The sequence below is a fragment of the Dyadobacter sp. 3J3 genome, from assembly GCF_009801115.1.
Classification (GTDB): Bacteria; Bacteroidota; Bacteroidia; order Cytophagales; family Spirosomataceae; genus Dyadobacter.
Genome location: NZ_VTOL01000003.1, coordinates 273,346 through 286,180 on the forward strand (window position 1 = coordinate 273,346; position 12,835 = coordinate 286,180).

Genomic DNA, 12,835 nt, shown 5'->3' on the forward strand with positions numbered 1-12,835 from the left:
GGCGGCCTGTAAAAAAACATGCAGCCATCGATCTGGCGATAGCTGCTGTCTATATGAATAACCCACTAATTTTAAAAGTAAATATTTTTTATAGGCAAACAGATTTTAAGCGCTGATCCGCATGTTGTTATGATCCAGAATGCCTGTAATTTCTTTGATTTTTCTACGTGATACGATCACTTCTTTGCCGCAAGACATACGAAGCATACGATCATCTTCCATGCGTTCCACAACGTAATTTGCATTAACCAGATACGATTTGTGTACCCGTATAAAATTGCTGTCCAGTAACTCCGCAAGCGATTTCAAAGTTTTTGAAACTAAATACCTTTTGCCTGCATTTGTATATATGAAAGTATAATTTCCTTCTCCTTCCAGAAAGGTGATTACATCTGGCGTAAGAAATATAGTTCTGCCCATGGATTGAACAGAAATGTGAACGGCGCGGTCAGTAAAGGGATTGTCTGACAGTGTTTGATGGGTAAAGTCTCCTAAATTTTTCATAGTGCTTGGGGTTGGCTGCGGTTACGTTGTTTGACAGATCAAATTTAGCTGTTCCTATGCTCTAAGAAAAGTACCCGGAAATAGGTATTTCAACCTAATAAACTGATATTCAGATTTTTAAAAATTTTTGAAAAGTAAAATGACGTAACTGCCCTTAGTAAAACACGTAATTTTACCTAGTGCCCAAATCGTCAAAAACGGGCTCTTTTTTTGCTAAATGATGAAGTAGTTAAAAATGTCATTTCAAGGCATCTAACTTTATCTATCTTTGCAAGAGTTTTAAGCCAGACATTGATATACAAAATACAGGCGTAAATAAAAAAAATACAGGAATGTGGCCGTTGACTAATGCAGATTTTATCGGATCACCAAGATTCCTTCCAACCAATAAAATGTATGATTACTGACCGAGTAAAAGAATTACTTCAAGAAATAGAAGGCAGTCTGGTTGAAAACAAAGAACAACTGGAAGCATTTCGTCTAAAATACATAAGTAAAAAAGGTGCTGTAACAGAATTGTTTGACGGCCTTAAAAATATTCCTCAGGAAGACCGCCGTGCTGTTGGACAAGAGTTAAATACCCTGAAAAACCTGGCACAGTCACGGTTTCAGGAATTTAGTACTATTCTTGAAAATTCGGCTGATGTTAATGAAGGAAATCAGATTGATTTAACTTTACCGGTAGCGCCCAATTTGCAGGGTAGTATTCATCCGCTGACAATTGTTCGTCGCCGGATCATTGAAATTTTTGAACGTATGGGATTTAATGTCTCTTACGGTCCGGAAATTGAAAGTGATTGGTATAATTTCGGAGCATTAAATTTCGCAGATAATCATCCGGCCCGTGAAATGCAGGATACTTTTTTTATCTCAAAAAGTGAAGAAGCGGTAAAGGATGACGTTTTGTTAAGAACCCATACTTCGAACGTTCAGATCCGTTTGATGGAAAGACAAAAACCGCCGATCCGCTCTATTATGCCCGGACGTGTTTTTCGTAACGAAGCAATTTCTGCGCGTGCACATTGTGTATTTCATCAGGTTGAAGGTTTGTATGTTGACAGAAATGTAAGTTTCAGGGATTTGAAGGATACGCTTTATCATTTTGCCAAAGAAATGTTTGATAAAGATTCAAGAATCCGATTACGTCCATCTTATTTTCCGTTCACCGAACCAAGCGCGGAAATAGATGTTTCCTGTTTTATCTGTAAAGGAAAAGGCTGTAATATTTGCAAACATACAGGCTGGGTAGAAATCGCCGGATCAGGAATGGTTGATCCTAATGTATTGACAAATGCTGGAATCGATAGTGAAGAATTTACCGGTTTTGCATTTGGAATGGGGATTGAACGTATTACTATGTTGCGTTACGGAATCAGTGATTTAAGGCTTTTCACTGAAAATGATGTGAGATTTTTAAGGCAGTTTGAAGGAGCCTGATCGATATACATTTTGAAAAAGTAATTTAGATTACTTTTTCAAAAACAATGAAATTTTCGAGTTTGAACGTTAATTACTAACGTTTTCAACTCGAAAATTTCAAAATCTTGTTTCTAAATAATAAGGAAGCATTCTTTTCCAGGCCCACCATTCGTGTGGAATATCTTCTCCCCAGATATCAAGTTCATGAGGAACATTCTTTGAAGTCAAAATCGAGGAAATCTGCCTGGAATATTCCGGTACTTCAAAAGCTCCTGAACCCGTAATAAAATGAATATGACGACTTTCACGGTAAAGTGATAACTGCCATTCTGCCTTTAACTGAGAAAGATATTGAATGGGTGAATTGAAATATACGTTATCATCATAATAACCATCCGTATAAACACTCAAATCATAACATCCGCTCATCCCGATAACTCCGTTGATAAAATCAGGATATCTGAAAAACAAGTTGGCAGCATGAAATGCACCAAGTGATGCGCCTACGGTTATAATCTCATTTTTGGGACTGGAATTTTCTTTAATAAAAGGTACAACTTCCTTTATTACATAATCATTGAAGTGTTGATGACGAACCGCTTTGTCATATCCATGCATGTATGGATTAAGCCAGCTTTCACCATTAATGCTGCTAATGCAGTAAACCTTTACTTTTCCTGAGTTGATATAGGGAGCTATGCTTTCTATCAAGCCATTTTGTTCATATTCAAGGTAATCAGACGCCGCCGTCGGGATTAGTAACAAAGCGATACCATAGTGACCGTAAACGGCAATATCCATTTGTTTATTAAGCGACGGACTATACCATCCAGTTACTTCACGTTGCATTTCTTTTTCAATTTAAGAGTAGTTGATGTTGTTTTTAGTAAACAGTTCACGTATATCGCTAACACTAAAAATTTAATGCCAGTGCCTGAAATCTGCAATTTGTATACGTTTTTTTAAACTGTTTACTAAAAACCTGATCAATTACAACTTAATAAAGTACCCAGGTATCTTTTCCTCCACCACCTTGAGATGAATTTACAACCAGAGATCCTTTTCTTAAAGCAACACGTGTAAGTCCACCTGGAATTACACTGATTTCATCACCATATAAGATATAAGGACGAAGATCAACATGACGGCCTTCAGCATGTCCATCGACCATACACGGAACCCGCGAAAGAGAAATGGTAGGCTGCGCGACATAATTACGCGGGTTATCACGTATTTTTTGTCTAAATATTTCGTGTTCTTCTTCCGTAGCCTTCGGCCCGATCATCATCCCGTAACCACCTGCTTCATTTGCTTCTTTAACTACCAGCTCATGTATATTGGCAAGTACATATTCAAAATCTTCCGGTTCACGGCAGATGTATGTTTTTACATTTGGAATAATCGCTTCTTCCTTCAAATAATATTCAATGATACGCGGTACGTACGCGTACACCACTTTATCATCAGCCACACCCGTTCCCGGCGCATTTGCCAAAGCCACGCGGCCCTTTTTATAAACTTCAAAAATACCTGGAATACCAATCAGAGAATCCAGATTGAATGCTTCCGGATCCAGGAAAGTATCATCGATACGACGATAAATAACATCAACAATCTGAAGACCGCTTGTCGTACGCATTTTCACATAGCCATCTGAAACGACAAGGTCACGCGCATCAACCAACTCCACACCCATTTGCTGGGCAAGATAAGAATGTTCAAAATAAGCAGAATTATAAATTCCAGGTGTAAGAACTGCAACTGTCGGATTAGGACGGTCGGCAAGATGCTGAAGCATTTGCAACAATCTTGTCGGGTAATCCGAAACCGGTCGAACACCAGTACGGGCCAGCACATCAGGGAAAATCTGTTTTGACAATTCCCTGTTTTCAATCATGTAAGAAACGCCGGAAGGACAGCGTAAATTATCCTCCAAAACCATAAAAGTACCGTCGTCACCTTTAATTAAATCGGTTCCGGTAATGTGGCACCATATTCCCTTCGGAGGATTAAGGCCTAAACAAGGTTTTAAAAAACATTTACTGGATTCAATCAGATCACGCGGGACAACACCGTCGTTTAAAATATTCTGTTCATTATAAACGTCATGTATGAACATATTTAACGCTTTAATGCGTTGTTTCAGACCTTTTTCAAGCCATTCCCATTCCGCATTTGGCAACACCCTTGGAATGATATCAATCGGCATAATCCGTTCTGTTCCCTCGCCTTCGGAATAAACATTGAAAGTAATACCCATTGATAGCAACGCACGTTCAGTGGCTAACTGTCTGTTTGTGAGATCTTCATTGGTCAAATTTTCAAATTTATTTTTAAGATGCTCATAGCCCGGACGAATCTGGCCATCAGGCGTAAACATCTCGTCAAAGAACTCCTCGCATTGATAATCAGAGAATGAAAAATTCATACAATACAAAATTTGAATAAGTATACTTCTATTATTAACAGAACAATATATGGTATATGTTTCAATTTGCAAAACATATACTCATTACAAGATAGCTAAAAATTATTCCCGGAAAGCTAAAAACAAATTTTAAACACAACCAAAACTTTCGCTGTTAATGGCTTAAAGAAATAATTGCGGAATTTAAAATCTGCGTAAAATCTGGTAATTTGCAATATATTCATAAAAAACGGCGTCCTTCTCCTGATCTGATCAATTATTATTCCCTTAACTAAACAAACTTTGCATGTCAGTCAGGTTCCTGTTTTATTTGTAGCGGGAATAATGAATCCGAAGGTTTACCGTTTTACACACATGTTTAAGAAAAGTCTACTTGTTGCAGGAATTTTATTGGGATTATCTACTACGGGCTGGTCTCAGTTTATGCAGGGCATAGCCATGGGAAATTATTCCGGAACCCAGGCCTTGTATCACAATCCAGCTTTTGTTGCCGATAGCCGTTACAGTGTTTATGTCAATTTTGTAGGAGCCGGTTTGTATACTGCAAACAGCGGGGTTCGTTACAACGCTCCGTATTCTTTTCTCAGTCTGATCACAAATAGCGTTGGCGACAAATACCGGAATGAAAAAGGCGCAGTTTTATTTCCCCGGGCATATCTCAAAGAAAGATTAAATGGCCGTGACAAATGGATAAATGCCGGCGTGGATATGCGCCTTCCATCGATCATGTTTGGCCTTTTCAAAAATAGAATTGGTGTGGGACTTGCCGCGCGTGCACGGGTATATATCAACGGCTCTAATATTACCGAACCATTAGCGCGCTTACTTAGTAAGACTACACGGGAAATAGATCTGCAAAATGAGCATTTTGAAAATCAATCAGGGCGGTTAAACGTTAATGGATTAGGTGAATTAGCCATGACAGTTGGCGGTGCCGTGATCGATAATGAAACCGATTATCTTAAAGTTGGTGTAACTATAAAACGGATTATAGGATTATACAACGCAAACGTCGAAATTAAAAATTCATCATACTCAATACAGCCGGATCCGGCCTGGCAAAACAGAAGACAGTTAATTGTTGCTGATCAGGTTAATATTAAATATGGTATAACACGTGATGAAGCTTTTCAAAATTTCAAACCAAGTCTTTCCTGGCTTTTAGGAAATGCGCCGGCAGGAAGTGGTTGGGGCTTTGATCTTGGTGCTGTTTATGAATACCGGCCTGACATCCATAAATATTCTTATACCGAGAAAGGCGAACGAAAAAAAGATAACAGTAAAAATAAATACCTGTATCGTATTTCTGCTTCCATAACGGATATCGGCAGAGTACGCTGGCGAAATCCTACATATTTGTTGCAGCAGGAAGTTTCTACCTCTAATAAAATTCTGCGCTATGATGATTTCCAAAAATTGAAAGGTTCCGAAGGTGCTTTTGACGCAGTAAATAGTGCTTTCGGAGTATCAGGGTCGCAAGCCGCACACTTTTCAACGATACTTCCCATGGCATTTCAGGTGAGCGGGGATTATAATGTTAAACCAAATGTGTACGTCAATGCACTTTGGGTACAGAATTTGATACCACAAAGTGCATTTGGAATGAAAAGTGAATCGATGCTTTCTGTTACACCAAGATATGAACATAAGTGGTATGAAGTTTCTGTTCCCATATCAATCATGAACCGATATAGCTCTCCAACTATTGGATTGGCCGGTCGGGCAGGTCCTGTATGGATTGGGACGGATCATGTACTTGGATTATTAAATGTTGGAAATCCAAAAGCTTTTAATCTATATTTCGGAGTTTCTGCCGGATTATTCAGAAGACCTCCTGAATCAGCAAATAAATGCTGGCCAGCCGAAGATTCCTGGATCAGGCGAATTTTCCATAAGCGCTGATTGTTCTTATAGTAGTAAAGGGTCATTGCACAGTCTTTCCGTTTGAAATGACAAATGCTTAAAACTTAAACCGAAAAAATCGATGAGAGAGGTAATAAAATCAGAAGAGGAATGGTCAAAAGAACTTACAGGACAGCAATGTTTTGTTTTGCGTGAAAAAGGTACAGAAAGACCTTTCACCAGTCCACTGAACGATAATAAAGAAGAGGGAACTTATATTTGTGCAGCTTGTGATACGCCGCTTTTCAGTTCCGAAACCAAATATGAATCAGGTTCAGGATGGCCAAGTTTCTTTACACCAATTGGCGAACAAAGTGTTGAAGAAATCGTGGACCGCAGCCACGGAATGACGCGAACAGAAGTAGTTTGCAGAACTTGCGGCGGCCATTTGGGACACGTTTTCAATGATGGGCCAAAACCAACAGGATTGCGCTATTGCATGAATGGTGTGGCGCTTAAATTCGTTAAAAAATCATAGTGCTAGCCACTCGTAAAGCCGGACATACAGAGATGTGTCCGGCTTTTGTTATCTTTGACACCTTTATGAAACTTAACGTTTGATGGGAGTTATCAAGACCTTCTACAAGAATATGAAAGCAATGTTTCAATTCATTGGAACACAGCTTCGAACAATAATTAAAAGTATAGTATTCCGCATTTCTGCATTCTTTGTCGGTAAAGCAAAGGCAGAAGCATTCTTCCTTTCCGCACATCAAAAACGGGAAGCTTATCATGCGTGGTGGGCAAAAAATCTTGATAAAAACTCTGCTTTTTACCGGCCGATCGTTTTTACATGGAAATTATTTCTATATGGATTTATAGGATTTTTCTTCTACATTTTTTGTATTGAAACCAACTTCCTGTACTTAATGGGAAGCATGCCAAGTGTAGAAGATCTTCAAAATCCGAAAGTTTCCCAATCCTCCGAGATCTATACTTCTGACGGCGTCATGATCGGTAAGTTTTATACTGAAAACAGAACGCCGGTTTCCTACGATCAAATTTCTCCAAATCTTGTTAAGGCATTAATTGCTACGGAGGATATTCGTTTTTACGAACATTCCGGCATTGATTACCGTGCTATGGCTGGTGTTGCTTTTGGTATAGCAAAAGGAGAAACAGATCGTGGTGGCGGGAGTACTGTTACGCAGCAGCTTGCAAAAAAACTTTTCAAAACCAGAAAGAGAGATGCACGCGGACTTTTGGGTTATGTTCCGGGAGTGAGCACGCTGATATATAAAACCAAAGAATGGATTACGGCTATTAAGCTGGAAAGAAATTTTACGAAACAGGAAATATTGACGATGTATTTCAATACGGTCGATTTTGGAAATAATGCATATGGTATCAATACCGCAGCAAAATCCTATTTCAGCAAATCTCCTGACAGTCTGAATGTCCAGGAAGCAGCAGTTCTGGTGGGTCTACAAAAAGCAACTACGACTTATAATCCGGTTCGGAATATCAAAAGATCGATGGAACGACGTAATGTCGTAATCGGTCAGATGCAGAAATATGGCTATTTAACAGCTAAACAAGCAGACTCTATCAGTGCCTTACCCATTGAACTGAAAACGAAATTTGAAACTCCTTACGACGGAAATGCAAATTATTTCAAAAATGCAGTTGTTGATTTTGTAAAAAAATGGGGTGACGAAAATGGCTACGATCTTTATACAGACGGATTAAAAATCTACACGACCATTGATTCCCGTATGCAGGAAAAAGCGGAGGAGGCAATGACCCAGAAAATGAAACAGTTGCAACGCGTTTTTGAAGATCACTGGGGAAAACAAAATCCGTGGATCGATGAAGATGGCAAAGAAATTCCTGATTTTCTAAATTCTGTTGTAAAACGTACAAGCCGTTATAAATCACTGGCGTCAAAATTCCCAAACCAGCCAGATAGTGTTTCATGGTATCTTAATAAAAAAGACAGCATGATGGTGTACGACTGGAAAACCAGCGGGGAAATAAAAAAATACTGGAGTTCGATGGACTCTCTGGATTATTACAAACATATCCTGCGCGCAGGGATGATGGCGATGGATCCGCATAATGGAAATATCAAAGCCTGGGTTGGTGGTCTGGATTATAATTATTTCAAATATGACCACGTAAAACAGGGAAGACGCCAGCCAGGATCTACTTTCAAGCCTTTTGTATACACAACGGCTATCGACGATTCGACTTATAATATGTCGCCTTGTGATGAGATTGAGGATAAGCCCTTTGTAAAAACATACATGGAAGATGGCGAGGAAAAAGAATGGAAGCCGAAAAATGCTAACGGTTATTTTACTTATTCCAACATGACCTTACGCCGTGCACTTGCCCAATCAATTAATTCGGTTACGGCTCAGTTAACGGATGATGTGGGAGCGGACAATGTTGTGCGTTATGCCAAAAAGATGGGAATCACTACCCCATTGAAAGCGGTACCTTCCATCGGACTTGGGCCATTTGACGTGACTTTATATGACATGGTTGCGGCTTACAGCGTTTTTGTCAACAACGGGCAATACACGGAGCCAATTCTGGTAACCAAAATTGAAGATCAAAACGGGAAAATTGTTCAGGAATTTGCTCCTGAACCGCGCCAGGCCATCAGTCCTGAATCTGCGTTTTTGATGGTCAATATGTTGCGCGGCGGGGTTGAAGAAGCAGGCGGAACGTCCGGCAGTATTCGCTGGAAATTTGATGTGACAAAAAATAACAATGAAATCGGTGGAAAAACCGGGACAACTTCCAATAATTCCGATGGCTGGTTTATGTGTATCACACGTGATCTTGTGATCGGTGCATGGGTTGGAGGCGACGATCGCAGTATCCACTTCCGGACAACGAATCTGGGAGAAGGTGCGAAAACCGCCTTGCCAATTGTCGGAAGTTTCCTTGAAAAAATTTATAAAGATAAATCCATAGGAATCGAACCCGGACCATTCCCAAAACCGAGTTTCAAAATTGATAAGGAATATAATTGTCCAAACTATTTCCAATCCAGCCGAAGTGATACGTTGAATGTCGGTGGAGATAGTACCGGAACGGGAACCCCAGATGACGACTTTTTAATTGGACCACCGCCGATACCGAGTACGGTTGATACGGGGAGGAAAAATTAATATTTCAACCAAAAAGCGAGGCGCAAATTGATTTTTGCGCCTCGCTTTTTGGTTGAAATTCCAGTCAATTTTCACTCTGCTTCTTCTTTCTTTATCTTTTTGGTTTCTTTATAGGCTCTCCACGCTTGAATAGGAAAACCAATAATCGTTAAGATACCGAATAATAATTGACTATCCAGCCAATCACCGAAGGAGGAAAAATCGATGTTCTTTCTCAATGCATTTATCACAATAATGATAGATACAATTGATAAAACTGAGTAAAGTAACATTCTGGATTGAGGGTTTTTGAGCTCCGTCATTTGATGATTTTTTTGAGTAAGACTGAGATATAATTTTTGAAATAATGGCCGAGTTATGGACATACATTGAATAGATATGATTTCATAAAAAGGCCATATTTTGTAGGAATCGTTGTTTATTAGTCATTTTTTAGCTCCTGCTCTTTTAACCTCTTTATAAGCGACCCACCATTGCTTGGCAAAATTTATTAAGAATAGAATAGTGGGTAAAAGTAAGCTTGACAACCAATTATCAAATGATGTGAAGTCAATATTCCGTTGGAGAATAAAGTAAAGGAGCACTATTTCCGCAATCACGAGAGCAGAAAAAACAAAAAGTCGAGTGTGAGGATCTTTAATTTCCATATGCTATTCAATTTTAATGCGTAACGTTAAGGAGTTGATATTTTGGAGAAATACGCAACCGATTCTTAACCAAATCTAAAAAAATAAAGTTTTTCATTTTGGCGTGTGTTCATAACAAACAGTTCCTTATGAATCAGCTATTTTCATCTCCTGTCTTTTTGATCTCCCGATATGCTTTCCATAATTCCTTTGAAAAGCTGATTGTAAACAGCACGGTCGGGAGCAGTAAACTTGAAATCCAGGCATCGAAAGAGGTATAGTCAATATTCTTTCGCAAGATGAGGACAAGTATTACAATTTCTAAAATCAAAAAAGCAGAGAACACGAATACTCTGGCGTGGGGATCTTTGAGTTCCATATGCTGTTCAATTTTAATACGTATGTTATGGAAATATATTTCAGGGCGATTGACCATGATATCATCGACTGCCTAACAATAGTAATAAAAAGAATACAAATAATATCATTTATGCAATATTCGATTAAACTACTGATTTCAAATAAGATAAACCTTAAATTCCGTAATATTTGAAAGCAAATAAATGGATTACTTAACTAAGAACTCCGGTTCCAAATGTTTCCAAAACCGGCTATACATGTTATCTGTTTCAAGTAATATTTCATGCGAACCGGAATTCACTAACTTACCCTCATCCAAAATATAAATACGATCACAAAAATTAGCCAGTGTATGCAAACGATGTGATACGTGAAGAATGGCCATATTAGTATTGAGACAACTTAATAAATTCAAGACCTTTTGTTCGCTTTGTGCATCCATCGCAGACGTAGCTTCGTCCAAAAGCAACAGTCCTGGCTTTTGAAATAAGGCACGCATAATGCCAATCCATTGCTTTTGCCCTCCAGATAAATTCAATCCTTCTTCTCCAACCAATGTCATCAATCCTTGCGGTAAAGTATTCAGGAAAGTCAGATAAGGTTCATGACTGAAAAATGTTTCCAGGTTTTCGCGATCCGGTTTTAGCCCTAGAATTACATTGTCTAACACCGTTCCATTGAAAATATGAACATCCTGAGGCACACACGCTACATTCTTTCGCCAGCCCTCCAGAGATATGGATTCTAGATTAGTATCATCATTGATTAGAATCTGGCCAGACTCCGGCTTATAAAATCGCTCAATCAGTTGTAAAAGCGTACTTTTCCCGCATCCGCTTTCACCAATAAGCCCCAGGATTTCTCCCTTTTTCAATTCAAGAGAAAATTCATTTAATATGGCCCTTCTTCCTGGAAATCTGAATGTGATATTTTTCAGCTGTAAATTTTGAAAAGAAAAAGAATCAGTTTTTTCTCCATTTGATGAATTTTCAGATGGTAAACCTGCAAATTCATACATCCTCTCGAAAGCAATTTTGGCCTCATTCAACGGAATCGCAAGGAGCGCCAGTCCTGCTACCGAAGGCAAAAGGGAGGAGCTCATACCAATAATGGCCATCAATTCTCCCGTTTTAAGCTGGCCATGCAAAACCATATAACACGACGCGGCAAGGATCCCCATAAGAATTATCACACCGGATATGGAAGCATAAAGATTTAAACGAAGCTGAATAATTCCCAACCCCCAGATCCCATCCTGATAAGTACCATAAATTGACCTGTTCAATTCTCCAAAAACAGTCTGGCGATTGAACGCCTTGATTGGCCTTATTCCGGAAATACTGCTGATAAAATTACTTTCGCTCAATGCGTACCGCTGCATTACCTGCCTTTGATTGGCACTAATTGGCTTGTGAAATCTAAAAATCAAGAGGAAATAAGCAGGCAAACAAACGATTAATGCCAGACTTATCTGCCAAGAATAAAAGAAAAGAAAGCCGATGGAAACCGTAACAACCAAAATATCGATCAATACCTGACCGGCCAGTTCACTGACCACACGCTGAATGCGGGAGGTATCGTTCATCCGTGCGACGATATCCCCTGTTTTCCGCTTGTCAAAAAAGGCTTTTGGCAAATTAAGCAGGTTCTCATAAAACTTAGAAATGATGCGATTACTAAAATCCTTTGACTGACGTAGTAGTATATAGGTGCGCAGCATTTCCAGTCCAATTCTCACGAAAAGCAAAAACGCAACCAGGGATATGCCGGTAATTAGTTTTGTCATATTTTTAGATGGCAGGATATCATCGATTAGTTTCTGAGAAAAAACTGCCATCACCATGCCGAGAATTGCCATCAACAAACCCAAACCGGAAGCCGTCATTAACAAACTGATGTCTTCCCGGATAAGATTTATAAACCATGCCCGCTTTTTTCCGGACTGGTCATTTGATTTGATAAACTGGTTATTCGGTTTTAACGTTAGACATTTTCCCGATTGCCAGATTCCCAACAGTTCCTGATCCGTTAATTCTACTATCCCCCTTGCCGGATCTCCGATAATATGTTTTCGAAAACCATCCTGGTTCACTGGATGCTCACTTTTCGAACCCGCATTCATCACACCATACCAAAGTACATAATGTTCCAGATCACCTTCCATAATAACATGCAAAATGGTAGGTTCGCCATGTTCAACAAGTGCCGGGAGATCTGCTTCACAGCCTTCTGCATCAAAACCAACCTGATTGGCTGCTTCATAGAGTCCCAATAACGTTGTCCCCTGAATACTCGTACCACTTATCTCACGCAATCTTTCAAGTGAAATATCACCTCCGTAATAATGCAAAACAGACCGCAGACAAGCGACTCCGCAATCCGAAGAATCCTGTTGGCGGACACAAGTTTTCCTGACAGCCTGTTGATTAAGCATAGCAAAAAGTGATTAAATAAATTCAGAAAAATAAGTCGGA

The 12,835-nt window shown here is 39.3% G+C and carries 11 protein-coding genes; 4 read left to right on the top strand and 7 right to left on the bottom strand.

Features of this window, described 5'->3' with window-relative positions; translation table 11 throughout:
- Nucleotides 1-105 precede the first annotated feature (105 nt).
- Nucleotides 106-504, bottom strand: a complete 399-nt coding sequence (locus FZF08_RS08135; protein WP_229216456.1) for a LytTR family DNA-binding domain-containing protein — start codon at nt 502-504, stop codon at nt 106-108.
- Nucleotides 505-900: 396 nt separating this feature from the next.
- Between FZF08_RS08135 and pheS the strand changes: the two genes are divergently transcribed.
- Nucleotides 901-1,941 carry a phenylalanine--tRNA ligase subunit alpha gene (gene pheS, locus FZF08_RS08140; RefSeq protein ID WP_159468142.1) on the top strand — a complete coding sequence of 347 codons (1,041 nt, stop codon included), beginning with the start codon at nt 901-903 and terminating at the stop codon, nt 1,939-1,941.
- Between the two features lie 99 nt (nt 1,942-2,040).
- Here pheS and FZF08_RS08145 read toward each other — a convergent pair whose 3' ends face one another.
- Nucleotides 2,041-2,772 carry an esterase family protein gene (locus FZF08_RS08145; RefSeq protein WP_159468143.1) on the bottom strand — a complete coding sequence of 244 codons (732 nt, stop codon included), beginning with the start codon at nt 2,770-2,772 and terminating at the stop codon, nt 2,041-2,043.
- Between the two features lie 148 nt (nt 2,773-2,920).
- Nucleotides 2,921-4,351: a circularly permuted type 2 ATP-grasp protein gene (locus tag FZF08_RS08150; protein WP_159468144.1), complete on the bottom strand. Its 1,431-nt coding sequence runs from the start codon at nt 4,349-4,351 to the stop codon at nt 2,921-2,923.
- Nucleotides 4,352-4,705: 354 nt separating this feature from the next.
- On the opposite strand from FZF08_RS08150, the gene FZF08_RS08155 reads away from it, so the two are divergent.
- The 3 genes from FZF08_RS08155 to FZF08_RS08165 all read left to right on the top strand — a co-directional run bounded on the left by FZF08_RS08155 (nt 4,706) and on the right by FZF08_RS08165 (nt 9,375).
- A complete protein-coding gene (locus FZF08_RS08155) occupies nt 4,706-6,253 on the top strand; it encodes a DUF5723 family protein (RefSeq protein ID WP_159468145.1) in 1,548 nt (515 codons plus the stop codon).
- Nucleotides 6,254-6,335: 82 nt separating this feature from the next.
- Complete coding sequence (gene msrB / locus FZF08_RS08160; RefSeq protein ID WP_159468146.1) at nt 6,336-6,731, top strand: peptide-methionine (R)-S-oxide reductase MsrB; 396 nt, start codon at nt 6,336-6,338, stop codon at nt 6,729-6,731.
- A gap of 121 nt (nt 6,732-6,852) precedes the next feature.
- Nucleotides 6,853-9,375 (top strand): penicillin-binding protein 1A, encoded by a 2,523-nt coding sequence (locus FZF08_RS08165; protein WP_229216457.1) that lies wholly within the window; start codon nt 6,853-6,855, stop codon nt 9,373-9,375.
- 71 nt (nt 9,376-9,446) lie between these two features.
- Here the strand turns inward: FZF08_RS08165 and FZF08_RS08170 are convergent, their stop codons facing one another.
- The 4 genes from FZF08_RS08170 to FZF08_RS08185 all read right to left on the bottom strand — a co-directional run bounded on the left by FZF08_RS08170 (nt 9,447) and on the right by FZF08_RS08185 (nt 12,795).
- Nucleotides 9,447-9,677, bottom strand: a complete 231-nt coding sequence (locus FZF08_RS08170; protein WP_159468148.1) for a hypothetical protein — start codon at nt 9,675-9,677, stop codon at nt 9,447-9,449.
- Nucleotides 9,678-9,800: 123 nt separating this feature from the next.
- Nucleotides 9,801-10,022, bottom strand: a complete 222-nt coding sequence (locus FZF08_RS08175) for a hypothetical protein (protein WP_159468149.1) — start codon at nt 10,020-10,022, stop codon at nt 9,801-9,803.
- A 133-nt stretch (nt 10,023-10,155) separates the two neighbouring features.
- The gene (locus FZF08_RS08180) at nt 10,156-10,380 is read right to left on the bottom strand and encodes a hypothetical protein (RefSeq protein WP_159468150.1); all 225 of its coding nucleotides are present in this window, start codon (nt 10,378-10,380) and stop codon (nt 10,156-10,158) included.
- Between the two features lie 189 nt (nt 10,381-10,569).
- A complete protein-coding gene (locus tag FZF08_RS08185; protein ID WP_159468151.1) occupies nt 10,570-12,795 on the bottom strand; it encodes a peptidase domain-containing ABC transporter in 2,226 nt (741 codons plus the stop codon).
- Nucleotides 12,796-12,835: the final 40 nt, after the last annotated feature.